Origin of the sequence: Ensifer sp. Root954, from assembly GCF_001429005.1 — a bacterium.
GTDB classification, from domain to species: domain Bacteria; phylum Pseudomonadota; class Alphaproteobacteria; order Rhizobiales; family Rhizobiaceae; genus Ensifer; species Ensifer adhaerens.
Genome location: NZ_LMJM01000043.1, coordinates 19,741 through 44,573 on the forward strand (window position 1 = coordinate 19,741; position 24,833 = coordinate 44,573).

General features: G+C 57.5%; 16 protein-coding genes and 3 pseudogenes. 7 read left to right on the forward strand and 12 right to left on the reverse strand.

The genetic code is table 11. The features are described 5' to 3' along the window. Positions 1-54: 54 nt before the first annotated feature. The 4 genes and pseudogenes from ASE71_RS24855 to ASE71_RS24870 form a co-directional block, all read right to left on the reverse strand. Complete coding sequence (locus tag ASE71_RS24855; RefSeq protein ID WP_060520796.1) at positions 55-2,370, reverse strand: glycosyltransferase family 4 protein; 2,316 nt, start codon at positions 2,368-2,370, stop codon at positions 55-57. Beyond that, positions 2,367-5,545 (reverse strand): annotated as a pseudogene (locus ASE71_RS24860) (glycosyltransferase). Before ASE71_RS24860 ends, ASE71_RS24855 begins: the two are co-directional and overlap by 4 nt. Before the next feature lie 8 nt (positions 5,546-5,553). Next, positions 5,554-7,896 carry a UDP-galactopyranose mutase gene (gene glf, locus ASE71_RS24865; RefSeq protein ID WP_060520807.1) on the reverse strand — a complete coding sequence of 781 codons (2,343 nt, stop codon included), beginning with the start codon at positions 7,894-7,896 and terminating at the stop codon, positions 5,554-5,556. Between the two features lie 39 nt (positions 7,897-7,935). Further along, positions 7,936-9,099 (reverse strand): glycosyltransferase, encoded by a 1,164-nt coding sequence (locus ASE71_RS24870; protein ID WP_113080337.1) that lies wholly within the window; start codon positions 9,097-9,099, stop codon positions 7,936-7,938. Positions 9,100-9,578: 479 nt separating this feature from the next. On the opposite strand from ASE71_RS24870, the gene ASE71_RS24875 reads away from it, so the two are divergent. Together ASE71_RS24875 and catE are read left to right on the forward strand one after the other, a co-directional pair. Beyond that, a complete protein-coding gene (locus tag ASE71_RS24875) occupies positions 9,579-10,088 on the forward strand; it encodes a ferritin-like domain-containing protein (protein ID WP_034800002.1) in 510 nt (169 codons plus the stop codon). A gap of 117 nt (positions 10,089-10,205) precedes the next feature. Continuing rightward, positions 10,206-12,359 carry a catalase C gene (gene catE / locus ASE71_RS24880; RefSeq protein WP_060520795.1) on the forward strand — a complete coding sequence of 718 codons (2,154 nt, stop codon included), beginning with the start codon at positions 10,206-10,208 and terminating at the stop codon, positions 12,357-12,359. Positions 12,360-12,560: 201 nt separating this feature from the next. Here the strand turns inward: catE and ASE71_RS24885 are convergent, their stop codons facing one another. From ASE71_RS24885 to ASE71_RS24895, 3 genes are all read right to left on the reverse strand, one after another. After that, positions 12,561-12,863 carry a DUF982 domain-containing protein gene (locus tag ASE71_RS24885; RefSeq protein ID WP_034800001.1) on the reverse strand — a complete coding sequence of 101 codons (303 nt, stop codon included), beginning with the start codon at positions 12,861-12,863 and terminating at the stop codon, positions 12,561-12,563. Positions 12,864-12,972: 109 nt separating this feature from the next. Continuing rightward, positions 12,973-14,601 carry a chaperonin GroEL gene (gene groL / locus ASE71_RS24890; protein WP_034800000.1) on the reverse strand — a complete coding sequence of 543 codons (1,629 nt, stop codon included), beginning with the start codon at positions 14,599-14,601 and terminating at the stop codon, positions 12,973-12,975. A gap of 56 nt (positions 14,602-14,657) precedes the next feature. Then, positions 14,658-14,972 (reverse strand): co-chaperone GroES, encoded by a 315-nt coding sequence (locus tag ASE71_RS24895; protein ID WP_034799999.1) that lies wholly within the window; start codon positions 14,970-14,972, stop codon positions 14,658-14,660. A gap of 278 nt (positions 14,973-15,250) precedes the next feature. Here ASE71_RS24895 and ASE71_RS24900 point away from each other — a divergent pair, with 278 nt between their 5' ends. The 4 genes and pseudogenes from ASE71_RS24900 (at position 15,251) to ASE71_RS24915 (ending at position 16,920) form a co-directional block, all read left to right on the forward strand. Then, on the forward strand, positions 15,251-15,523 hold the full coding sequence (locus ASE71_RS24900; protein WP_034799997.1) for an usg protein: 273 nt from the start codon (positions 15,251-15,253) through the stop codon (positions 15,521-15,523). 203 nt (positions 15,524-15,726) lie between these two features. After that, entirely contained in the window at positions 15,727-16,203 is a 477-nt protein-coding gene (locus tag ASE71_RS24905) for an Hsp20 family protein (RefSeq protein ID WP_060520794.1), read from the forward strand. A 65-nt stretch (positions 16,204-16,268) separates the two neighbouring features. After that, positions 16,269-16,517, forward strand: a pseudogene (locus ASE71_RS24910) (DUF982 domain-containing protein); the annotation flags it as partial. Between the two features lie 100 nt (positions 16,518-16,617). Beyond that, positions 16,618-16,920 (forward strand): DUF982 domain-containing protein, encoded by a 303-nt coding sequence (locus ASE71_RS24915; RefSeq protein WP_034800027.1) that lies wholly within the window; start codon positions 16,618-16,620, stop codon positions 16,918-16,920. Positions 16,921-18,360: 1,440 nt separating this feature from the next. Here ASE71_RS24915 and ASE71_RS24920 read toward each other — a convergent pair. The 5 genes from ASE71_RS24920 to ASE71_RS24940 form a co-directional block, all read right to left on the reverse strand. Continuing rightward, entirely contained in the window at positions 18,361-18,759 is a 399-nt protein-coding gene (locus tag ASE71_RS24920; protein ID WP_060520793.1) for a response regulator, read from the reverse strand. Positions 18,760-18,772: 13 nt separating this feature from the next. Beyond that, positions 18,773-19,879 carry a PAS domain-containing protein gene (locus ASE71_RS24925; protein WP_034799995.1) on the reverse strand — a complete coding sequence of 369 codons (1,107 nt, stop codon included), beginning with the start codon at positions 19,877-19,879 and terminating at the stop codon, positions 18,773-18,775. 155 nt (positions 19,880-20,034) lie between these two features. After that, positions 20,035-21,570: a sensor histidine kinase gene (locus ASE71_RS24930; protein WP_060520792.1), complete on the reverse strand. Its 1,536-nt coding sequence runs from the start codon at positions 21,568-21,570 to the stop codon at positions 20,035-20,037. Positions 21,571-21,832: 262 nt separating this feature from the next. Beyond that, a complete protein-coding gene (locus ASE71_RS24935; RefSeq protein WP_060520791.1) occupies positions 21,833-23,272 on the reverse strand; it encodes a UdgX family uracil-DNA binding protein in 1,440 nt (479 codons plus the stop codon). After that, positions 23,269-24,492 carry a putative DNA modification/repair radical SAM protein gene (locus tag ASE71_RS24940; RefSeq protein WP_060520790.1) on the reverse strand — a complete coding sequence of 408 codons (1,224 nt, stop codon included), beginning with the start codon at positions 24,490-24,492 and terminating at the stop codon, positions 23,269-23,271. Before ASE71_RS24940 ends, ASE71_RS24935 begins: the two co-directional genes overlap by 4 nt. 206 nt (positions 24,493-24,698) lie before the next feature. On the opposite strand from ASE71_RS24940, the pseudogene hemH reads away from it, so the two are divergent. After that, a pseudogene (gene hemH / locus ASE71_RS37115) lies at positions 24,699-24,833 on the forward strand (ferrochelatase); the annotation flags it as partial.

The window sequence follows — 24,833 nt, forward strand, 5'->3', positions numbered from 1 at the left end:
TCTCGAGACGGGATTTGGTCCCTGCTTTCCAAACACCTATCCATCTTTGCGCCATTACATCCGTGAAGCACGCGAACTCCGGGGCGGAGCATCATGTTTGTTTGCAATTTCTTGAAGAAATGCCTCGATCGTTTTGACCTGATGGAACAACTGATCCGCCAACGGCCTGTAAACATTGCGAAGAGGTGGCGTTGGTTCAGCCGACAAAAGGCCATTGTCGCAAGGGCGACCGTCATCCCAGCCCGCATGATTGGCAATAGGATAAAGACATACTGCCTCTATAGGCACTCCCCACATCATGGCAGCCCTGACTTCTTCGCCGACATATGCCAGCCAATCGGACCGGCGATCGCCTTCAGTACCCGTCTCTGCGATCAGCATTGGCCTGCCATATCGAGCGTAGGTTTCGACAAGAATTTTGCGCAATGGTTTGTAGAGAGGGTGTTGGACGTCGATCGTCGGGCCGCCGTGGATCCACTGGTTGTTATGGTAGTAGTTGACGCCGATGATATCGAGATACTTTTCCGCGCCTCCCAACTGGGGCCACAAGCGTCCCGAAATCATGTCCCAGGCTTGGTATTGTGCCAATCGATGGCCTTCAGCAGCAAGTCGATCGCCTGGTCGCTCGGGATCGGCCAAAACATTGATGGCCGGCTCGCAGTGGACAAATCGGGCCCGAGGCTCGACCTCAAGAATAGCATCCATCGCCGCGATCGAGGCGCGCGCAAGCTGCACCTTGAGCTCAAAGCCCCTGCGCCCTGCCCAAGGGTTGAGGTAAGCAGCATCTCCACCCGCCCATGAAAAGAAAGAGATTTCGTTGACAGGCACGAAGAACGGCGGGGCCGCGATTTCGCTTCGCAGGAGTTTTGCGGCAGCCCCCGCAAAACGCGCAAACCGTCTCACAAATTCAGGCGACCATATATCGATATCATCGGGCCAGCCGTAGTGCATAAGATCCCAGATGACCTGCGTTCCGGTGGTGCGCGCTGCGCGCATTAACGGTAAAACACTGCTCCAGTCATATGTTCCGGGCAGTTGCTCGACCAGATGCCAGCGAAAACCATCCCGTACGCTGCGGATATGATGGCTCGCCAGCTGACGGTAATCATTTTCCGCATATTGTTCGTGTTTTATCGAGGCTATCATATCCAGGCGCCGACCCCGGCCCACCCCATCCCTTGGTCGGACGCGGTGGGTGGAACATTCAAAGCCTCCTTGGAAGAAAGACTGGAACAGTCCGGTCGGAGCGCACGGCGTCCTTTCCTCAAGGACTTCGTCAAAAAGCGCCTGCCACTGCGGAACCACCGCTTCGACGCTGTAAGTCTTCTCTACATGCAAACGCAACTGTAGACCGAAGCTGGCGCGCAACTCCGGCGATCCGGCAAGCATTGTGACGGCCTCTGCCACTGCTAGTGGATCGTCATGTCCGACAAAATAGCCAGAAAGGCCGTGTTTGATCTGTTGTCGTGAACCGTTGTCGGCCGTTGCAATGACCGGAAGGCAGGCGGCCCCAGCCTCAGAAATGACATGGGGCATGCCCTCATCCCGCGAAAGCCAGACGAACACGTCGAACGCTGCAAGCAGGTCCGCGACGTCGACCCGGTCACCCAGGAAGCTCAAGACGGCATCCAATCCAAGCTTGCTACACAGAGCCTTCAGATGCTGCGCATACTCGGGCATGAATGCATCTGGTCCTCCCACGATCACAAAGCGCATGGTGTGATCTTGTGCGTGAATAATCGCGGCCGCCTCGATGAAGGTCTCGACATTCTTTTTTGCATCAAGACGCCCTACCCACCCGACCAGGATCGTGTCGTCGTAGATGCCGAGTTGCCGGCGCGTTGCAGACCGCCGGCTCGGCTCGAACTCCTTGAGATCGACCATAGATGGGATCTCTCGGGCATCACATTCCCGCCCAGGCATTCGAGACGCGGCGGCGTCGCGAATGGAGCGACAGACACCCACATAGCGACTGGTCAAATGTTTCGGTCCGCTCAAAGCTTCCAGGACCAGGCCACCATGCTCGATCAACGGCGGGCGAATGTGCAGCCGTTCAAGTGCCGGGTAAATGTCTGCAACATTCTGACATGAAACCACCACGTCATAAGAAGGAATTTTGTCGGCGAGATAGGCAACGGTCTCTTCGAGCGACATGGAATAGGGCGCAGTGTCCACTTCGATGCCCAAAGCCCGCAGCTGCTGATGCGTCTGCGCGGGCATGCCGTCCTTGTGCAAACATGCGACCACATCGATTTTGTAGCGCGAACGGTCGATATTGGCCGCAAGAAGACGAACCTCGGTTTCCTCTCCTCCCACCACCAACCAGCCGAAGACGAAGAGGACGGTCTTGGGGCGGCATGATCCCGTCATGGCCCCACCTTGAAGACGATCTGCAAGAACTCAAACCTCCGCTGCAGCAGATCCGAAAGAAACTCCGGAGCATCCTCGAAGGGGATCACATGGGTGATCATGTGCTGTTTGATCAGTTCGCCCTCACGGGCCAACAGGTCGATTGTTTCGCCCGCAAGCCGGCGTTGGCTCCAATGCGATGAAAGACCGCGTGGAACACGATTGATCTGCGCGCAGCGTATGTTAAGGCCATTGTGGTGAAACTCCTCACCCAATCTCAGCCTGTCAGCTCCACCCTGATAAAATGCCAGGTCAATCACGCTCCCCTGGGGTCGTACGGCCTTGAGTGCGACGTTAAGGCTTTCCGAATGGGCCCGGGTCTGAAACACGATATCGGCTCCGCGGCTTGCAGCGCCGTCGTGCCAGTGCGTCTTCACGTGTTGCCAGGCGTGTTCCTCTGACATTGCCTGAATGCCCATCGCCTCTGCCTTTTCTCGGCGGAACTGTGACGGATCCGCGACGAGGACCTGGCAAGCGCCAAGGGTCTTGGCAAAGAGCGCTGTGAGCAAGCCTACGGTCCCAGCTCCGATAACCAATACGCGTCGACCGATGACACCGCACCCCAGGAAGGGCAGTGCCGTTCCGAACGCATCGGCATCGGCATGGAGAATGCCATTGGCAGCTATCGGGCCCATTTGTGCGACGAAGATGCCAAGCAACGGATCGATCGTGGTGGGAAGTGGGACGAGAAGGTCGCAAAACGGGTCGGCTACATGGCCGGTCTTGTGGGCGTAGGTTGCAGCGACGATATCGTTTGTTGCGTAGCCGGCGGCGTTTGTGTCTGCGACCCGTGCCACCTCCATGTAGCCTAGAAAGGGAACGGGATATGACAGGTCAGGTTCGTTCGCTATGAAAACCCCACGCTCGCGGTCGAAGCGCGAGTGAAAGTAGGGGTTGGTGTTTTTGAGGAACGTTAACTCGGTCCCGGCCGAAAACCCGGTAAAGAGTGTGTCGAGCTGTACGTGACCGTCGGCTGGCGCCTCTTCCTCATATTCCAGGAAGTACATTTTGCCAGGGCGCTCGACGCCGAGGGATCTTATGGTGCGGCTGAACATCGGCACAATTCCTAAAAGTTGTGGAGGTCGATGGGCTGACCGGTTTCGGCAGACTTGCTCAGAGCTAAAGCAATGCGGTGGGTCGCGAGCGCCTCATGGTAAGGGCAACGAATGCGATTTTCGCGGCCCCGCACCGCATCGACGAAGTCGCGATCCTCCAGCCGCACCGGGTCTCCGTCGGCCCGGCGCACCGGCCTCCCCGCCCCGACATCCACCATGATGTCATGGTCTGTCAGTTCAATCGCCAAGCCATCGGCAAAGAGGTTCAATCCCATGTGATGCCCCCACTTCAAGGCACACGTGGACGCAATGTTTCCGATTGCACCTGTTGCGAATAAAAAGCTGGCCGTGCTCGAAGTGGCAACATCGAGATCAGGAAAGTCATCCCTTTTTCTATGCGTCGTCTGGCCGAATACCCGCACGATATCGCCGACAAGATAACGGGCGAGATCGACGATATGGGTCGTCTGTTCGACGGTTTGCCCGCCTGATGTCTCCTTTTTCCACCACCACTTCGGGGGTGGAGTCTGATCGAGCCAGTAGCCCGAAACAAGTTGCGCAGGGTTCTCAGCCAGGCATCGGCGCGCTTCCTCGACGGTGTCGAGGTATCGCCAGTGATAGCCCACCGCGGTAATCAGGCCGGCCGCAGCAATGCCCGCGGCGAGCTCCCTGGCAAGATCGAGATGCAGGCTGATTGGCTTCTCGACAAAAAATGGAATCCGAGCCGAAATGAGCTCTCGCTCGACATCGCCATGCGCAAATGGGGGGACACAGATATAGGCGGCATCCAGTTCCAGTTCGCCCAGCATCTGGGCAGAGGAAGTAAAAGCTCTGGCGCCAAATCGGCCTGCCGCATGCTGGGCCCGTTCGATGGCGGGATCGGCAAAGCCTACGAGTTGCACGTCGTCGAATTCCGCCAAAATATCGAGATGGCGGGACGCGATCCCGCCCACTCCAATAAAACCGATGCGCGTGCGTTTCATGGTTCGATGCTCTCTTTCGTTGGCGACCGCTGAATGGAGAACGGATCGGTAGATTTCTGCGGTCTCCTCGACCATCCGGGCTGCGGTGAATTGTTGCTTGAACCTTCGTCGCTGCGCCTCTCCCGTGCGAGCTGCCCCTGCCGGATCGGCTAGGACGGAGATAATCCCCTGAGCTAGCCCTTCCGGATTGCTGGGCTCGACAAGGAAGGGATGCTCGTCTCCAAGAGCGTCAATCGTGCCTCCGATCGCAGTCGCAACGACAGGGACCCCCACCGACATCGCCTCAAGAACCGCCAGCGGCAGCCCTTCGAACAGCGATGAGAGAACGAAAACGTCCGCCGATGCCAGCAGCGAGGCTATGTCGTTGCGCTGTCCTGCAAACAACACAGCGCGTTCAAGTCCGAGCTCTGCGACCAAATCCTTCACATTGCCGACTTCAGGACCCGTACCCACCAGTAGCAGCACAGCATTGGGGAATTGTTGCAGGACGCGAGGCATCGCCCTGACCAAGGTCAGGTGGTCCTTCTGCCGTGTGAAGCGCGCGATCGATATAAGGGTGTTTGATCGTTGGGAACCCCACTCAGACCGCACCTCGATGCCATCGCGGAGCGGTGGAATTCCGTTTCGGACAACCTTGATCTTGTTTGGATCGACGCTCTCATTGGGGAAAGTCGACCGCGCCGCGGGGGAGACGACAACCAGTCGCTCGACGAAGCCAAGGCCCTCGAAGAACGCCGCCTTCTGTTCTCCTTCGGTGAGGAGAAACGGCAAATGCTCCGTTCTGATAACCGGAACACCTGCGACTTTTCCGGCGTGTGCGAGCCCATGGCCTTCCCAGCCGATGCCTGCGTGAACATGAATAAGATCGGCATCGACCGATTTCAGCCACAAGCCGCACTCGGCGATGTCGTCGAACTCTTTGACCGCCAAGCCGAGCGCGAAGGCTTTCGAAGCAAGGTTGCCCTCGCATCCTCGCGGCAACACCATCGTAACTTCAAAGTGTTCGCTCAACCCCTCGCCGAGAATAAGCATGTGGGCACCCATGCCCGATGCATCGCAGCTATCGGTCGCAATGACGAGCTTTTGTTTTGGCTTCATGAGAGGGCTCATCGAACACCCGAGCTATGGTCCGCCGTGTCCCTGGCCGCAAATCGCTTGAAAGTCGAAAGTGCCTGACCCACAACCTGGTCCATGTTGTAGTAGCGGTAGCTCGCCAGTCGTCCGACGAAGGTCACATCGCTGCGCGAGCGTGCAAGAAGCGCGTACTGGTTGTAGAGCTCCTGATTTTCGGGCCTTGGGATCGGATAGTAAGGGTCTCCGGCTGAACACGCGTACTCGTGACACACACTCGTCTTGGGATGGACTTGCCCGGTGATGTGCTTGAATTCGGTCACTCTCGTGTAAGGAATCTCTTCAGAGGGAAAATTCACGACCCCGACGGGCAAAATTCGCCGCTGGTCGTAGGTCGTGTGTTCGAACCGCAGGCACCGGTAAGGAAGCCGACCATACTGATAGTTGAAGAACTCGTCGATCGGTCCGGTGAAGATGATATGCGTGCCGGGGAACTCATCCCGGACGTCTCTAAAGTCGGTGTTGAGCCGAATATCGATGCGATCGCTATCCAGCATATTCTCAAACATCTTCGTGTAGCCCTCCTTTGGCATCGCCTGGAAGGTGTCCTGGAAGTAGCGATCGTCGGTGTTCGTGCGAGTAGGAATGCGGGCGGTAACTGCCTTGTCGAGTTGAGAAGGATCCAGTCCCCATTGCTTGCGCGTATAGCCCTCGAAAAATGTCCGGTACAAATCCAATCCGACCTGCGCGATAACGACGTCCTTCGAAGTGCGCACCCGGTCCATCGGCTCCGCCTTGGAGGCGAGGTACTGGGCAGCCGCGTCGTCGTCCTTCAAATCAAGTCCGTACAGCCCATTGAGGGTTGTGCGATTGATCGGTATCGGCAAGAGCTTGCCCTCTACATCAGCAAGCACGCGATGTTCGTATGGCCTCCACGCGGTAAAGCGCGAAAGATAGTCGAAGATCATTTCGCTGTTGGTGTGGAAGATGTGCGGGCCATATTTGTGAACAAGAACGCCATGTTCGTTGTAGAAATCGTACGCATTGCCTGCGATGTGGGATCGCCGATCGCAGACGAGCACATTGTGCTTGCCTTTGTTTGCCAGCCTCTCGGCAAGGACTGCCCCAGCAAAACCGGCGCCGACAATCAAAAAATCATAACCACGGCGCTTAGATCTCATTTTTGCCGGTTTTCGCGAAATGGGCGATATCGAGCGCAGATTTGTTTCAGCCGCTTCCTGCACCAATCCGTCCATTTTCCGGTGAGTCTCATCCCATGAGACCGTCGACAGAAATTCATCGACGCCTTTCAGCCATTTTCCTGACCGGGGCTTTAAATTCATTGCGGCTTCGCATGCCTCAACGAATTCGCTCGCATCGGATGCAAAGAAGACCCCGCTGATGTCTTTGTATTGACGCACGACGTCGACAACCGGCGTAGTGACCACGGCAAGCCCGGCTGCCAGGTATTCCGGGGTCTTTGTCGGGCTGATAAACCGGGTGGCCTCATTCATGGCAAACGGCATTAGAGCCACGTTCCACCCAGAGAAATAGGCAGGCAGGACCTTGTAGTCCTTCTGGCCGAGGTAGTGGATGTTGGGTGCGCGAGGAAGATCCTCCTCCCTGATCTTGGCCACCGGACCAATGAGAACGATTGACCAGGACGGCCGTCGTGCCGCCAAGACGCTTATCAGTTCCAGATCAAGACGCTCATCGATGACTCCGCAAAAACCAAGGACAGGGCCAGCAAGATCCGCTTGGTCCGGTGGGCTGATCGGCACCGTTCGTGCCGACCGAAAGTGCCCCACATCCACGCTGGAGGGAAAGGGATGAATGTTGTCATGCAGGAGGCGCTTGGCGTCGTAGAGGCTATGGCCACCTGTGAAGACCACATCAGCCCGATGCATCAGCTCACGCTCCAGTTTCACCATATTTGCCGGCGCGAATCTGAAGTTGGCAAGTTCGTCCATGCAATCATAAACAATTGCGGCCGCATCGACATGCCGGGCAAATGGAAACATCATTGGTGTGTAGAACCACAGGACTGGCTTGGGATGACCAACAAGGTCCAGAAGCTCGTCGAGCAATCCGGCCAAACCCGTGTTTCGTTGTGCCTCGGTCCATTCCCTGGGAATTCGGGGCCTAACGGATTTTACGGTCGTGCCCGCGAAAGGATGGATTTCCAGATAGGCCAGATGGTGGTCTGTCGGAATAAACTCTTCAAAGAAGTAGACGTGTCGGTCGCGAGCAAACCGCTTCATGAGGTGTTGTGGCCGCTGCACGACATAATCCCACCGCAGGTGTGAAAAACAAATCACCGGCGCGCGAGCATTAGAAGAACTCTCTTTTTTCTTCGGATCTGCGGTTAGAACATCCATACTCATTCCGCGCTGAGATGTTCGTAGGCCCGAACAACTTCAATTGACGCGCGCCTCCTTGTTTGCTGACTGTTCGGCTCGAATGAGCTGGCGAAGTTTCTTGATGGAGTGTGGCCAAGTCCAAGATCGGAGGACTGCGTCGCGCGGTCTAAAGTCGGTAAGCCGCGACAACATCTGGGCAATAGCAATATGAAACTCGTCCGACGTTGCGGTCGCGCCGGTCTGCGGGGTTATGTATTGCTGGCCGCATCGCAGTTCGGCGTTGGCAAGTACAGGCAAACCTGCGAGCATGTATTCGGTTAGGACCGCCGGGGCCCCGTCATCGACCCCGCACACCACGCCCATGCGAGCGAGATTCATCAACCTGTTGACCTCCGCGAAGGAGACGCCTGGAGGTCCGACAAAGTCGACATCAATCTGCAATTCCGCCGCGTGTTGACGCAACTGATCCGATCGATCGCCGTAGCCGAAAACGCAAAGTGCGCGCACGGTCTTCGGCATCTTGGCGAGCGCGTGAAACAGGACATCGTGACGCTTATAGGCTTGCGCGGCGGCTACATAAATTATGTCGTAAGGCTTGGCCCCCTCGATTGGGTAGAACATCGACGGTGCTGCAAATTCCGGACCGATCGGAAGGACCGCGGTGCGTTTGCCCGGGTGACACGCCTCGACCTCGCGGCTCTGCTCTTCTGATCCGGTCAGGATCAGATCGAAGTGGCGGCTCGTGGCGAAAGGGACCCGTAACGCCGGCGCGTCGATCGAGTTATAGATCTTGAAGCTGTTTCGACAAGCCTGCAGGATTTCCTCATCGACCCCTAGGCCCCAGACACAGAGAATATCCGGAGCGCCATAGATCTCGATATGAGCAAGCATGTCGTCCGACGAAAACGGAGGGGTGTTACCGTCGAGGTGGAACGAGCGCCGTGTCAGGAAGGAACTTTCTCTTACCGTTGGTGGGGGGCCGCTGGCCAGCCAATGGCTCCAGATCTCCGCCCGATCGACTAGGCCATCGGCTACGCAGGCAATTGGCATTCGTTCGAGATAGCTACCCTTTACCTCGACATTGTCTTCTGCGGTTGGCCGAGCAGCCAAATCATCCGCGAAAGTCGATGCCCAGGCCGCCAAGCGCTCTGACTTAGTCGGGACTGTTGAAACCGGTGGCCAGCCGTCCTGGAAATCACTGATGACGACAATCTTTCGCATTACTCACTTCGCACATCTACAGTCGCGAACGTCTTGACGACCACCGCGTTTGGGGAAACGGAGTTGTATTTGTCAGGAATCTAATAGTCTCGGCTTGGAACCGCCGAGCACACTGTTTGTTCCAGTTTTGGCCAACTTAAATTTCCCAACCCGTCTATTCGGGACCACCGGTGTCAATCGAGTTCCAATTGGTGGCGCCGATTCTGCTCACGAAAGCCGAACTTCAAACGTCCCTGAACACGGGATCGTCAGAAGGAAAAAGGCATCTTGCAGAAAGAAAGAATGAGTTCACTGCGTCGCCGATCTTTGGCACTGCGAGTTTTCGACGCTCCTTTTCACAGAAACCGGAACATAGCCGGCGCCACAACGTTTGGTGTGGTCTGAGATCATGCGGATTGATGACTTGGTGACCCTCACCTGTGAACTGTTCAAAGAGTGAACTGACGTAGTTCAACTCGAAATGAGAGAAAGGCCACCAAATGGCTACCAAGACGAAAGTCCTGAGCGATCTCTTCCACGATACCCTCATGGACATCTATTTCGCGGAAAAGCAAATCCTCAAGGCACTCCCAAAGATGGCACGGGCTGCGCGCTCTGAAGAAGGCAAAGCTGGCTTCCTCAAGCACCGGGACGAGACCGAAGGTCAAATCGAGCGGCTGGGGCAGGTTTTTGAGATTATCGGAAAACCTCTGCGGGGTAAGACATGTGAAGCCATCCAAGGCATCCTCGCCGAAGGCGAAGAAATCATGGAAGAGTACCGTGACAGTCCCGCCCTCGATGCCGGCCTCATCTCGTCGGCCCAGGCGGTCGAACACTATGAAATTGCCCGCTATGGGACGCTCAAATCATGGGCCGCCCAGCTTGGTCTCGATGAAGCCGTTCCACTGCTCGACGCCAATCTCCAGGAGGAGATCGCCACCGATCAAAAGCTGACGGCACTGGGCGAAGCTGCGGCAAACTTAAAGGCGTCCAAGCAGGCCGCCGAGTAGTCCAACTCGACATGGAGAAGCCGCCGTGAACGGCGGCTTTTTCATTCCGGCACAGGCAAGTGCGCACTCTCCGCGTAGTGACCCGGCCAATCAATTCGAAACAACGGAGTTCGCCCCATGGCCAAGAAATCTCAAGAAAAGTCGACCTTGAAGCAGCGGGAAACTGTGACGATCCATGATCAAAAGGTGCGCCGCGGGGAAGGAGGCGAGCTTCACCAGATCGCGGAAGACGATACGCCCGTCCTGACCACCGCTCAGGGCGGCCCCGTTGCCGACGACCAAAATTCCCTGCGCGTTGGGCCACGCGGTCCGCTTGTGATTGACGACTTTCATTTCCGTGAAAAGATTTTCCACTTTGACCATGAGCGCATCCCCGAGCGGGTAGTCCACGCTCGAGGCTATGGAGCGCACGGCTATTTCGAAACCTACGAGTCGCTCGCCGCCTATACCCGGGCTGATGTTTTTCAGCGAGCAGGTGAGAAGACACCGGCGTTCGTCCGCTTTTCCACAGTTGCCGGCAGCAAGGGGTCGTTTGATCTTGCCCGCGACGTCCGCGGTTTCGCGGTAAAAATCTACACCAAGGAGGGCAACTGGGACCTGGTAGGCAATAACATTCCTGTCTTCTTCATCCAGGATGCAATCAAGTTTCCCGATATTATTCACGCGGTGAAGCCCGAGCCGGACCGCGCCTTTCCCCAGGCGCAATCCGCCCACGATACATTCTGGGACTTCATCAGCCTCACGCCGGAAAGCATGCACATGATCATGTGGGTGATGTCGGATCGCGCGATCCCCCGCTCGTTCCGGTTCATGGAAGGGTTTGGCGTTCACACCTTCCGCCTCGTCAATGCAAAGGACGAGTCGACCTTCGTTAAGTTTCACTGGAAGCCGAAGCTGGGCCTCCAGTCGGTAGCCTGGAACGAGGCGGTGAAGATCAATGGCGCCGACCCGGATTTTCACCGCCGCGATCTTTGGCAGGCAATACAGTCGGGCAATTTCCCGGAATGGGAATTGCAGGTTCAGCTTTTCGATCAGGAATTTGCAGACAGCTTTGATTTCGACGTGCTTGATCCGACGAAAATCATTCCCGAGGAGGTCCTGGCGCCCCAGCCGATTGGACGGCTCGTCCTTGATCGCATGCCGGACAACTTCTTTGCCGAGACCGAGCAGGTAGCATTCATGACGCAGAACGTTCCGCCTGGCATCGATTTCAGTAACGATCCTCTCCTACAGGGGCGTAACTTCTCCTATCTCGATACGCAGCTGAAACGTCTCGGCAGTCCCAATTTTACCCATCTTCCGATTAATGCGCCGAAGTGTCCCTTCGCGCATTTCCAGCAGGATGGCCACATGGCTATGCGCAATCCGATCGGTAGAGTGAACTACCAGCCGAACTCCTTTGCGGAGGGGCCACGGGAATCGCCGATGAGCGGCTACCGGCATTTCCCCGCCGAAGAGACAGGGACGAAGGCGCGGCTACGGCCGGAGAGCTTTGCCGACCACTACAGCCAGGCTCGCCAATTCTACATCAGCCAGACCGCTCCCGAGCAACGCCACATAGCGGCCGCGCTGACATTCGAGCTGAGCAAGGTCGAAACGCCGGCTATCCGCGAACGGATGGTGTCCCATCTCCTCAATATCGACGAAACGCTAGCAACCGCCGTTGCCCAGAAGCTCGGCTTCCATTCGATGCCAAGCCCGGCTGATGCGGCCATGCCAACACGGCAGGATCTTGAACCGTCCCCAGCGCTCAGCATCGTGGAACGCGGACCGAAACGCTTCGAGGGCCGCAAGCTCGGCATCCTGATCACCGACGGTCTGGATGCAGCGTTGTTAAACGGCCTGACGGCGGCGGTCGCCAAGGAAAAGGGGGCCTGCGAACTTGTCGCTCCGAAGGTCGGGGGCGCTACGGCCTCGGACGGGACCTGGATAGAAGCACATCACATGATCGATGGCGGTCCCTCCGTGCTGTTCGACGCCGTCGTCCTGCTGACTTCGGCTGACGCCATCGACGACCTCGTAAAGGAAGCCACCGCCCGCGATTTCGTGGCGGACGCCTTCCAGCATTGCAAGTTCATCGGCTACGACCCCTCGGCGATGCCGTTGATCGAAAAAGCCGGGATCGCCGATGGCCTCGATGAGGGTACAATCGAGCTTCCAGGCGAAAAGGGAATATCCGATTTCGTCTCGACGCTCGGCAAGCTGCGCGTCTGGGCCCGAGAACCGTCGGTGAAGCTGGGTAAAGCGTCGTCGCCTCTAGACCAAGACTAGGCTCGCTGAGATCCCGCGCGCCAAACAAGGGACCCGGGCAAACCATCTTCTCTCCACCCCGAAGCCGGCAGGTTACCCGTTCAGCCTGACGCTTCCTCCGCCGCCGGACAGCGAACCGTCCGACGGCCATATCCTTAATTCGGGAAAAAGCGTCCGTGCTAGACGCCAGCGGGCCTCGCAGCCTCTCGCGGGAAGGTTGGTTTAAGGCGAGAGTCGCCCGCCGCCGGACTTTGCTTTGATCATCCACGGCGCAACCGCGGGAGTTTTCACGAGTATACCCTTCTTCTTCGCGAAGGCGCGCAGTGCGTCTCGCGCCACCTGAAGGGGCTTATGTCCGTCGTGGGCGAGGTAGCACGTCTTCAGGGTTGCGTCGTGAATGATGTCACGGTCTCCTTTGGACCACTCCTCAAGGAAATCGATCGCATCGTCTAGGTTTGTGATTTCGAGGATCAGATCCTTCCTTTCACGCAGGTAAAGTGGCCGGTCAAACATCTTCATTTGCATTTCTACCTCACTTAATAGCTGCGGCACCACCAACCTGTGGACCAGCCGGCGGGGCCGATCGGTGGAGTCGTCAGGCCCGCTCCCGTGAGAACGGGCCTGAACCATCGCTTTAGAAGTCCATGCCAGGGCCGGCCGGTAGTGCTGGCGCGGCGTCCTTCTTCGGCTTTTCTGCAATCATCGCCTCGGTAGTTACCAGGAGGCCAGCGACCGAGGCAGCATCCTGGAGCGCTGTGCGCACGACCTTGGCCGGGTCGATCACGCCCTGGGTGTAAAGATCACCGTATTCTCCGGTCTGGGCGTTCCAGCCGTAGGAGAAGTCCGTCTTCTCGCGCAGCTTGCCGACGATGATTGAGCCTTCTGCGCCAGCATTCTCAGCGATCTGGCGAACCGGGGCCTCGACCGCACGCCGAACGATCTCGATCCCAACCTTTTGGTCTCGATTGGCCGAAGGCAGATCGTCGAGCGCCTTGACGGCCCTCAGCAACGCGACACCGCCGCCCGGAAGAATACCTTCCTCAACGGCCGCTCGGGTGGCATGCAGCGCATCGTCCACGCGGTCTTTCTTTTCCTTCACCTCTACCTCAGTCGACCCGCCCACTCGAATGACAGCAACACCGCCGGCGAGTTTGGCCAGACGCTCCTGGAGCTTCTCGCGATCGTAGTCGGACGTGGTTTCTTCGATCTGGGCGCGGATCTGTGCGACACGGCCGTCGATATCAGCTTTGGCGCCAACGCCGTCGATGATCGTTGTGTTCTCCTTCTCGATCGCAACTTTCTTTGCCCGACCGAGCATGTCGAGGGTGACGTTCTCAAGCTTGATACCGACGTCGTCGGAGACAACCGTGCCGCCGGTGAGAACGGCGATATCTTCAAGCATGGCTTTGCGGCGATCGCCGAAGCCCGGAGCTTTGACCGCTGCAATCTTCAAGCCGCCGCGCAACTTGTTGACGACCAGCGTCGCTAGCGCTTCGCCCTCCACATCTTCAGCGATGATGAGCAGCGGCTTGCTGGATTGCACCACCGCTTCGAGAACGGGCAGCATGGCCTGAAGGTTGGAAAGCTTCTTTTCGTGGATCAGGATGTAGGGATCGTCAAACTCGGTCCGCATCTTGTCCGCATTGGTTACGAAATACGGGCTGAGATAGCCGCGGTCGAACTGCATGCCCTCAACGACTTCGAGTTCAGTCTCTGCAGTCTTGGCCTCCTCGACGGTGATGACACCTTCATTGCCCACCTTCTGCATCGCCTCAGCCAGGTAGCGGCCGATCTCCTCGTCGCCGTTGGCCGAGATGGTGCCGACCTGGGCGATCTCCGAATTATTGGAGATCTTGCGGGCGTTTGTCTTGAGTTCCCTCACTATCGCGTCAACCGCAAGGTCGATGCCCCGCTTCAGATCCATAGGATTCATCCCCGAAGCAACGGCCTTCGCGCCTTCCTTGACGATCGCTTGCGCAAGCACAGTGGCCGTAGTCGTCCCGTCACCGGCGAGATCGTTGGTTTTGGAGGCGACTTCGCGCAGCATCTGCGCGCCCATATTCTCGAACTTGTCTTCCAGCTCGATTTCCTTGGCGACCGAGACACCGTCCTTGGTGATGCGAGGGGCGCCAAAAGACTTGTCGATAACGACATTGCGCCCCTTTGGGCCGAGCGTCACCTTGACGGCATTGGCAAGAACATCGACCCCACGCAGCATGCGTTCACGGGCATCGGTATGAAACTTGACTTCTTTCGCAGCCATTTCCTTAACTCCTCAATAGGCAGCTATTTGACTGATGGATTTATGGTGTGGTTGGCTCAAGCTGCCTGCTTGCGCTCGACTTGGGCCTCGAGGACACCCAGGACGTCGCTTTCTTTCATGATCAGCAGGTCTTCCCCATTGATCTTGATCTCGGTTCCTGACCACTTGCCGAACAGAATACGGTCGCCTGCTTTGACGTCGAGCGCCTGGACTTGGCCCGCTTCATTGCGTGCGCCAGGTCCGACGGAAACGACTTCTCCCTCCTGGGGTTTCTCCTTTGCCGTATCAGGAATGATGATGCCGCCCCTGGTTTTCTCTTCTGAGTCAACCCGGCGGACGAGAATGCGATCATGCAGCGGTCGGAAAGACATGTTTTCCTCCAATGGACAAACACTATTGACGTTGTTCCCCCATCACCGGACCGGACAGTCCGGACGGGTGCAAAACCTCGAATGAGCGTCTTGCGCAAATCATCTGGTTTCACAATTTTTCGAATTCAAGGGGTGAAATCAAAAAAATCAGCACTCGCATCGTGCGGCTGCTAACATGCTGTAAAGGAACAACAAAGCCTCCTTGCCGTTTAGAATTTCGTTGATGACCGCGAACAATTGCGCCACCTTGGCGCTTGTTGAGGCAACGGAGATGAAACATGCGATATTCATCGGATTTCGAGCGTCAAATAAACGGCTACGGACTGACCACCGCGCATATCCTTTACCGCATTCCCGATTTCGAATCCGTTCTGCAGACCTATATCTGGCAGGATTATGATCTTGCTCCCGAGTTTCCTGAGATGCAGAAATTCCTCGATTTCTGGCAAGCCAATCTTGACGGTCCGCTGCATTCCGTTCGCTATACGCATCACCATCTGATCGGCCCGAATGAATGGCGACGCGTGGATGGCGAGTTCCGACTGAACTGAGCCCTCTGTTGGGGTTTTGAGTCTGCAGATGCAGTCGTTTAAAAACGTCGAAAAGCGCACGCGATTTTTTTGTTATGGGCCCTTGAAACTGCGGTCCATCCTAACCAAATCGCTTGCCGCCAGCCGCTCGTGTAGGGCTGGCCTTGCTGGAAGCGTCGTCTTTCGGCGCTTCCGTACCCATGTTGCTCAAGGAGGATATGGTTATGGCAACAACTTACGACTACGCACCACTGTTCCGTTCGACTGTCGGGTTCGACCGGCTCTTCAATTTGCTCGAAAACGCGCAGCGCGCTCGTTCGATCAGTGATTGGCCTCCCTACGACATTGCCAAGACCGGTGACGATAGCTACCGGATCTCGATTGCAGTGGCCGGCTTTGCTCGCGACGATCTCGATATCACGTTTCAAACCAATCTTTTGACGGTCGTCGGCAAGAAGCAGGAGACCTCTTCCGAAGCCTATCTGCATCGCGGGATCGCCGGCCGACCGTTCGAGCATCGGTTCGAGCTTGCCGACCACGTCCGAGTGATGGGCGCGGATCTGAACAACGGCCTTCTAGAGATCGATCTCGTGCGGGAAATCCCGGAGGAGATGAAGCCACGCAAAATCGCGATCGAAACAGCTGCGGCGGTTGAGCAGTCAAAAGCTCAGATGCAAATCGAAGCATCGAATGCCGCGTAGCTGACGTAAATTGGGCGCCGGTTTCAAGGCGCCCATCGGCATTCCGGGTTGGAAAGGAGAGCACGATGAAACCCGATATGTTCGAGCGGCCTGTTAGCATCCTTGTTGGTCTTGGTTTCCCCGGTGAAATCCGCTCCGTGATGGACGCTTATCGTCTCCTCGTCGATTGGCCAGCCCCGTCGGGGGATGCGGTGCATTCGGTGGCGATCAAGGCCTGTCTGGCTGCATTACGGGGAGAGGTTGAAGCAGAGACTGCGCGCGGCCTTTTCGTCGCCTTCGCCGAAAGGCACCATCTTCTAGCGCCAGCGATGGATGCGAGCATCCCATCTGCGCCGCCGGCTTTTGAGATCGGCACCGTGCCTGGCGCGGCCGTTGAAAAGTCTTTGTATGGCATCAAGGCGAAGGGAGATCACCATGCTTAATCCCGAACTACTGCTCATGGCACCCATCTCGGTTCAGATGAAGGACGGCACGCGGCAGGTCTTTGCGTCTGTCAACGACGTTCTCGATTTCCTGGAAGGCGAATGGACTATTTATAGAGGCCGCAAGCACAATAGGGCGGTTCAGACATGTCGTCGGGCGCTTAACCGAATGACGCCGGTTGCCATCGCCCGCGAAGCGTTCGTTGAGGCCTGCCGAGACGCTGGAATGTCGACAGATGCCGAGCGGCCGTTCGGCGCCAAACCCGATGCTGGTGGCCACCATTCCCCAATTTAGAATGTGATAATCCGGGCAACCCGAAGCGCCCGACTCCCCACTTCTCGAGGCCGCTCGTGCGCCAGACTGCTTTAGCCGCAGGAGTGGCATGTGAGAGACGAGGGTCATCGACCCGGTCGCCGACGCGACCGGGTAGGAGACGAGAAATCAACCTCCGTAGAAACCAGTCAGAACCCTCGTTCAGGCGGAGTGGCTTTTGGGCACCTCTGCACGATTCCTTACCTCGCCCCTACAGCAGCTGGACGGGGCGACTTCGGTTGCAGAGCAGAGCTGTATCCGTCGCCGCTTGTCAAACCGCGTTGGCGAATAACTGGTTCCAGCCCTCAGCAAGCGACAGGTCGTTCGAGCAGAGAGGGCCGGCGAGAGTGGGTGGCTGCACCCGTCTCACATCGATTGACGGCTCTGCTTGATCGATAGGTCAGTCCCAGCAAGGGACCTCTTGAGTTTGAGCCACCCATCTGTCGTGTACGGTTCGACGAGTACCGCTGGTTCCCGAGCCGCGCCGGTTCGAAATGAAACTGGCTGGATCGTCGAGTGGCTCGGAACGTCGACCGACGTCCACGAGATGCGGGAGTTGTGGGCACATCAGAAGGTCCTCGTCGCTGAACTGCAATACGGTAATCATCCGGACGTGGTGCTTGCGATGGGGAACAAGACGTCACGCCCCAGAGCGGATCTGTATACCTCCCGGGCTCGCTTCCGTGACCAGCTGTGTGGCCGTCCAAAATGTACTCTCTCAATTGATCTGACCGCGTGACATTTGATGAAATGAACCATGCTGAATCTGCCGCGATGGATGGTTCGACGGACCGAGCAACGGAAGCGGCCGGGTGTTAGACAAGCGATTGGTTGTCGAAGCCATCGGCCTTTCAACGAGGGACGACCGATGAAAGCGTCAGCGAAGACTCTTTGAGAGGATTATCTTGTACAAGCCTCAGCACTTCCTATCTCAGATTCCACCCTCGACATGGAGCCTCGAGATGGACCAGATGGCACGAAAACTCCCTACCGATCGCGTGATCGAAATCATCCCGCCTGCGCCCGTAAAGCGGGACGCGCGGAGCACTTTGACGTGTCAGTGTTGTCAAAAGCAGTTCCCAGCCTCACGTATGGACGTCGATGGTTGTGGCATATGCGAGGAATGTCTCGCCCCGTAAGCATCTGCGGGGCGAGTGGCGCGTTCAAGCTGGCCTGACGTTTGCGGCTCGTACCAGACTGCGTCCAAGCGAAGCGCAGGCCCGCGTTCCGCGGCTCGGATAAGACTGCATAAGGGCCAGTTCGGCCGGCAGAACGTTCCGGCGGTGCAGTAAGGGTCGGAGCGGGCGAGCGGCGCTGTCGCCGAAACACACCAGCTGCTCGGCACTTGAGATGGGCACAGGCATGCGATCAGAGCAAGTGGTGTGAGATAATCGACGGCGCCGGCGCTACTCCGGAGATGCTTTATTGAAAGATTGTCAGGCTTGAGGGAGGTGGTGGCAGATCCTCTCCAGATAACACCGCCCGCAGATACGACAGAGCGTTTTGTAGGCCGTTGGCCGAGTAAGGTTTCTCGATAGCGCCGAGTGCACCCGCGAAGTCCGCCGGAATTCGTTTAAGGTTGCCTGAGACAAAAACGAAGGGGATGCCCCTCGAGGCCAAGTATCGACCGATATCAATACCAGTCGGACCATCGCGCAGGTGGATATCGACGAAAGCGAACTCTGGTTGTTCTCGCTCGACGAGCGCAATCGCTTCGCTTTCATCGCTTGCCAGGCCTATAACCCTGTAACCGCTGGACTCGACCTCATGTTCAAGTTGCAGGGCCAGGAGCATTTCGTCTTCGACAATCAGGGTTCGCAAATATCGGCCCTTCCTAATCTCCTACCGGCAGCGTTACACGAACTTCCGTGCGGTGACCGGAAACCTCTCGCTCGCTGGTTGCCCTTAGCTGCCTGATCGAGGCGTCAAGCATGGCGCGGCTGAAGGACTCTTGTTCTTTGTCGACCTCGACGGGTGTGACCGTGTCCAGGACTCGTATGAGCAAGTGTCCGTTGAGCCTTCGGATTTCGAGGTGTATTTCGCCCCCGCCATCACTGAGGCCGCGTCGGACTGCATCACCAACGAGTTCGTTAACGATAAGGGCGAGGGCCGAAGCTTTCGACGCCGAGACTGTCACAGAATGAAGGTCCGTAGTTAAGATGATGTCTGGCCTTTTCAGAGAACCCACGATTTCGGTAATCAGGTCTCGACCGAAATCGGCCACATCGAACTGACCAACGCGGTTATCATTGAGAAGCTTCCTTTGGGCGGCACTCAGAGCCTCGACGCGGTCGAGTATTGATTTAAGTGTCTGTGCGACCGTAGCGTTGCTGGTCATCCGCATTTGCAATCTGATGATCGAGGCGATTGTCAGAAGGTTGTTTTTAACCCTGTGATCGACCTCGTGGACAAGGGCAGTTTTCACGCGCAGCGCTTCCATGAGCTCCGCAGTGCGACTTGAGACTTCCTCTTCTGCAAGCTGGCGCGCCTTGGCCAGCTCGGCTTCTTTGCTTTTGGTGCTCGTGAAGTCGAGTTGTGACGCGAAGAAGTAGATCACTGCGCCGGCCTGATCGCGGACGGGGCTGACAAACAGCGCGTTCCAGAAGCTGCCACCGTCCTTACGGTAATTGAGGATGTCGACCGAGACATCGCGCGCTTCTGAAATGGCATCCCTGATCTTAGCGATCGCCGCTTTGTCCGTGTCCGGCCCTTGGAGAATGCGACAGTTCCGGCCGACCAACTCATTCTGACTGTAGCCGGTCAACTCGGTGAAGGCTCGGTTCGCGAAGATGATGGGATTATCGTCCTGCCTTGGATCGGTAATTAGCATCGGCATGCGTGTGGCCTTGAACGCAGCCGCGAATGGATCTTCAGATGGGTGTGAAGCTAAGAGGCGGTCGCCCGCATCACGGGCGTCACGAAGGTGGTTTTCGTCGGCCATTTTGCTCATCCAGGTCGGCTGTTGCGGGCCACCCAAACAACGGATTGCAGATGATAGGTATCTATCCGCGCGTTTTGTGTTTTCAAGGTTTTCCGAAATGGGGGCGCACGCGGCATCTTATGAGGTCACGCAAACAGTCTTAACGAGGTTGCTCCTCAGTCTGTTAGACCGAGCTCGACTTGCGCGATAAAGTGCGTGCCTTCTGTTGACTTGTATTCGAATGAACCGCGCAACTGACTTACGACCCCGCGAATGATACGGCTGCCCATGCCTTTGCGCACAGTCGATGTGTCGAAGCCCACGCCGTTGTCGCAAATGGTAAGCAGGGAGCGGCGCGAAGACACTTTGTGGAACGCTATTTCGAGCTTCCCTGGGCGGCCGTCCGGGAACGCGTATTTAAGACTGTTTGTCACGACCTCGTTCACCAGGAGCGCGACGGCCGTGGCCTGTTCGGGTGTCAGGTCAAACGCACCGATATCGTACCGTACGGATACGTTGTCAGAATAGGCGCTGACGAGTTTGTCCACGATCGACGGGATAAGATCACGGGCGGACAGGGCGTTGAACTGGTCGCGATCATATATTTGCTCATGGACCGCGATCATGGCGCCGATCCGGTCAAAGAGCGACTTCTGTGCCTCGGGCGGCAGTAGCTGCATGCGGATGACGCCCTGCACAGCCTGAAAGTTGTTTTTGACCCGATGATGGATTTCGCGCAGCAGAAGGCGATTGTCCTCAAGTGCGGCCTCAAGTTGGGCGGATTTCTTCACATCGCGCTTAACGAGGTGCCTGACCCATCCTCCTGCGGCAAGCGATGAAGCGGCAGCAAGTGCCATAACGGCGATCGCGATGAAGACGTCATTGCGGAAGGGGACCAGCCCGACACGGTAGTCAGCCGACGCGAGCGCAACGATGTCCGTTCCCTCAACAACCCGATAGGCGACCATACGGTGCTCGCCGTCCGTTGGAGATATTGCCTCGTAAGTCCCGTTGGGCGAGGAGGGAAGATAGTCTGTAAACAATACGTACTTGCTCATGTTCAACGGACCGCCGGGGGCGGGGTAGCGTGCGACGAGTTCTCCGTCCTTGCGGATCATGCTGATAGTCGAATTCGTGCCGAGAGAGACGGCCTCCCAAACATCCTTCAGCAGGTCGCTCCCTTGGAACGACACCATTGCAGCGCCGACGAACACGCCGCTCCGTTCCAGGCGTCGGCTGAACACGAATATCTGCTGATTGTTGAGTCTGCTGACCAGCAGACCGGAAACGAAAGTTTTCGCTCCCTTTTCGACGGCGGCGAAGTATTCGCGGTCCCTTATGTCGATGGGCTTTATATCGGGATCGGTGGACAGAAGTGTCCGGCCATTCCGGTCGACGACGTAGGCCTGAACTTGACCCGGAAGATTAGAAACCGCCTCGTTGATGTTCTTGACGTCATCCGTGGCAATGCCCAGCGTCGGTCCAAGAGCGTCATCAATTCGTTGAAGTGTCTGTGCCGAGAGCGCGTTTATCCATGAGGCGTTCGTGGATACGATTTTCGAGGCGGCAATTGCGCGCTCTTCGGTCCGCCGTATCGCGGCATGGTAGCTCTCGTATAACCACAGGCTCAGTAGCACGACAAGCGCCGCAAACATTGCCGCAATGACAAACGTCGCGGCTCTGGACACCGTAACCGTCAGACTTCTCGCCATGCCCCAGTCCCTAAAACCTGAGGACATATTAGAAGGCTTCTAATCCAATGCAAGAAACTCCACCCCTCGATCGGACGCCTTTCAGTCCTGGTCACCAAGCACCTGGACATCATGGAAGCTCCGGCCGATAGATCCTCAAGAGTAGGGTAGGCTGGGAAGCGCCAAGCGACCAAGCAGTACGTGCCTCTCTTTCACTCTCGCCATCCCCTCTTCGGCCGGAGGGTGCATATTCGGTAACTCAGCACGATCTCTGGTTGAGTTGCTACACTCCTCTTTCATAGATAACTGCCATGGCCTTGGCCAGGTCTCGCGCCAAATCATCTCGGGCGATCGTGGCGGCTGCTGGGTCGCCTGCACGCAGGATATAAGAAGGATGCCATGTCACGAGGACGGGGCCGCCGTGAAGACCGGTTTCAATCTCCCCCCGCCGCTCCGCCATAGGACGGTTGTCGCCTGTGAGGGCGAAGGCCGCGGAGGCGCCAAGCGCCACCGTCAACTTCGGTTTGACAAGGGTCAGTTCCAGTCCCAGCCACCAGCGACAATGAGCAATTTCACCGCGGTCCGGATTGCGGTGCAGGCGCCGCTTGCCACGTGGGCTGAACTTGAAATGCTTGACGGCGTTCGTCAGCCACAGCGTCCTTGCGTCTATACCGGCGTCGGAAAGCAATGCCCGAAGCAACTGCCCGGCCGGCCCCGTAAACGGGCGGCCCTCGATATCTTCCCGGTCGCCAGGCTGTTCGCCGACGATCATGAGCTGCGCGTCAGCGGCACCTTCACCCCAGACGGTCTGCGTCGCGGATTCGCACAGGTCGCAACGCCGACATTGTGCCGCTGCCTTCGATGCCTCCTCCAGGGTGTCAATTTGCTCGGGCGGCTGCGGCATTGAAGCCCGATAGCGCTCGGACACCGGGGCTGCGCCCGTTCGCGGCGCGGAGATGCCTGCCTCGTGCATCTTTTGCACCCGTGCTTCCGCTGCGGCGAGCATCTCGGGGATTAAGCGCGTTTCCGGCAGGTTGTGCCAGTATTTCTTCGGCATCTCCGACTGCATGGCGTCGAGCTTGATGCGGGCCGGATTGAAGATGTTGACGAAATAGGCTGCCCAAAGTTTCTCGGCCGCATCCTCCGGCAGGTCTGGTTTCGTGCCACCCTGATCAAAGGTCAACGCGCCGTCAACAAAAAGGGCGGTCAAGCGCGGCGTCGCAATCATCCAATCCATGTCGCCGAACCGGCGGGCAAAGAAAGCGCTTCCCGGCTCCAGCGTATTGTGCGTCGGCTCAAACCAGGCGGCAAAGCGTCGACGCGGACCCTCTGCTGAGATTTCGCGGAAGCGAACGAATGCATGCATCTTGTGAATGTCCCGTCCGACGGATTTCTGCATAAGCGACAGTTTGCGACCGAGCGGATCGGCGGGCGAGAGCGGCTCGCCCTCGCGCCTGTCGAGGCGCCAAAGCGCGCGATAAAGGAGCGCCAAGCGTTCTGGTGCTGAATGCCAGATCACGGACTGCGCCAAAGTCATGAAGGCTTGAGGAACGCGTGCTGCGTGCTCGCCTGGAGTCTCCGGGAGAAAGGCCCTGTCGAACAGGCCGCCCGCGCTGTTCCAGTCAATTTGGTCGGGGGCGATCCGGTGGCTGATAGCGCGCCTGGCGGCATTTCGCCAGGCATCAAAAGTTCCCTTGTCCGGAAGTGAGACCCCGTAAGTCATAGAAGCTGAAGTTGCTTTGGCGGGGGCGCCAGGCGCGCGCGCAGATCGCTGCTGTCCGTCAAACCGCCGGGGCTCCAGCCGGGCAGGGCAACGAAGGGGCGAGCCTTGCGTGTCAGCGCTCCCATTCGAGCGAGATCCTCGACACGGAGGCGGCGATTGCGTCGCGCGGTGATGATGCGGTCGACCACGCGCGTCCCAAATCCCGGCACGCGCAGAAGCGTATCGCGGGAGGCGAGGTTGACGTCGACCGGAAAGAATTGCCGGTTCTGCAGCGCCCATGCCGTCTTCGGATCGAGCTCCAGATCCAGAAAGCCTCCTTGCGTGCCGGTCGCGATCTCGTCGGTCGTAAAGCCATAAAATCGCAGAAGCCAGTCGGCCTGATAGAGCCGGTGCTCCCGAACAAGCGGTGGCTGAACCAGGGGAAGCGCAGAGGAAGCGTCCGGGATCGGTGAGAACGCCGAATAGTAAACGCGCCGCAGCTTGTAACCGCTATAAAGCCGGGTTGCGCAGGACAGGATGGCGGTATCGTCGGCGCCGTCAGCGCCGACAATTATCTGCGTGCTCTGGCCGGCAGGGGCAAAGCGTTGCGGCTTGCGGCCGGTGTGGGTCTTGTCTTGCGCGGCTTCACCTTCCAGCCGAACCTGTGCCATGGCGGCACGAATGGTTTCCGGCCGCTTCTCCGGCGCGAACTTCCTTACGCTCGAATCCCTTGGCAGTTCGACATTTATTGACAACCGGTCGGCCCAAAGGCCGGCCTCACGAATGAGCTCAGCCTGTGCGTCGGGGATGGTCTTGAGGTGAATGTAGCCTTTAAAACCGTGGACTTCTCTCAGCGTTCGGGCAATGCGGACCATATCGGCCATGGTCTGGTCAGGCGAGCGGATGATACCTGAGGAGAGAAACAAGCCTTCAATGTAGTTGCGTCGGTAAAACTCGAGCGTCAATGATACCACTTCTTCGACGCTAAACCGCGCGCGCTCGACATTGGAACTGACGCGATTGATGCAATAGGCACAGTCGAAGATGCAGAAGTTCGTCATCAGGATCTTTAATAGCGATATGCATCGCCCATCTGGCGTGTAGGCATGGCAAATACCGCTCCCACCGGAAGATCCTATTCCTCCTTTGCGTGAATCTCGCTTCTCGCCACCGCTCGAGGCGCATGAGGCGTCGTACTTGGCTGCGTCCGATAGGATCGCCAGCTTCTTTCCAAGTGCCATAGGTGTCATGACGCGACTTTAGATGTTCATGTTATGTTCGTCAAGGTTTCGCGGGGGCCGCAGGCGAATGTCGAAAGATGAACGGGCGCTGTGTTCCGCTTCCAGTATCGCAGCTTTCAATCAAGAACGCTTTCCCTGGTCGCTTCAGAATTTTCAGTCGCCGCTGATCCATCCCGCATTCCATCCGTATTCAATTGGGTTGATAAATGAAGAAGGATGTGATGCTCAAAAAAACTGCCGGTCACCCCACTATTAAACGCGGCAACATCGGAGTTCTCCTGGTCAATCTCGGCACGCCTGATGGCACCGACTACACCTCGATGCGCCGCTACCTGAAGGAG

What these genes read in the sequence shown, in the direction of transcription:
- ASE71_RS24930 (WP_060520792.1), bottom strand. Translation starts at nt 21,570, where the DNA reads ATGGCGAGAAGTCTGACGGTTACGGTGTCCAGAGCCGCGACGTTTGTC.
- ASE71_RS24895 (WP_034799999.1), bottom strand. Translation starts at nt 14,972, where the DNA reads ATGTCTTTCCGACCGCTGCATGATCGCATTCTCGTCCGCCGGGTTGAC.
- ASE71_RS24870 (WP_113080337.1), bottom strand. Translation starts at nt 9,099, where the DNA reads ATGCGAAAGATTGTCGTCATCAGTGATTTCCAGGACGGCTGGCCACCG.
- ASE71_RS24900 (WP_034799997.1), top strand. Translation starts at nt 15,251, where the DNA reads ATGCGATATTCATCGGATTTCGAGCGTCAAATAAACGGCTACGGACTG.
- ASE71_RS24885 (WP_034800001.1), bottom strand. Translation starts at nt 12,863, where the DNA reads ATGCAAATGAAGATGTTTGACCGGCCACTTTACCTGCGTGAAAGGAAG.
- ASE71_RS24935 (WP_060520791.1), bottom strand. Translation starts at nt 23,272, where the DNA reads ATGACTTACGGGGTCTCACTTCCGGACAAGGGAACTTTTGATGCCTGG.
- groL (WP_034800000.1), bottom strand. Translation starts at nt 14,601, where the DNA reads ATGGCTGCGAAAGAAGTCAAGTTTCATACCGATGCCCGTGAACGCATG.
- ASE71_RS24905 (WP_060520794.1), top strand. Translation starts at nt 15,727, where the DNA reads ATGGCAACAACTTACGACTACGCACCACTGTTCCGTTCGACTGTCGGG.
- ASE71_RS24875 (WP_034800002.1), top strand. Translation starts at nt 9,579, where the DNA reads ATGGCTACCAAGACGAAAGTCCTGAGCGATCTCTTCCACGATACCCTC.
- ASE71_RS24940 (WP_060520790.1), bottom strand. Translation starts at nt 24,492, where the DNA reads ATGGCACTTGGAAAGAAGCTGGCGATCCTATCGGACGCAGCCAAGTAC.
- glf (WP_060520807.1), bottom strand. Translation starts at nt 7,896, where the DNA reads ATGGATGTTCTAACCGCAGATCCGAAGAAAAAAGAGAGTTCTTCTAAT.
- ASE71_RS24855 (WP_060520796.1), bottom strand. Translation starts at nt 2,370, where the DNA reads ATGACGGGATCATGCCGCCCCAAGACCGTCCTCTTCGTCTTCGGCTGG.
- catE (WP_060520795.1), top strand. Translation starts at nt 10,206, where the DNA reads ATGGCCAAGAAATCTCAAGAAAAGTCGACCTTGAAGCAGCGGGAAACT.
- ASE71_RS24925 (WP_034799995.1), bottom strand. Translation starts at nt 19,879, where the DNA reads ATGGCCGACGAAAACCACCTTCGTGACGCCCGTGATGCGGGCGACCGC.
- ASE71_RS24915 (WP_034800027.1), top strand. Translation starts at nt 16,618, where the DNA reads ATGCTTAATCCCGAACTACTGCTCATGGCACCCATCTCGGTTCAGATG.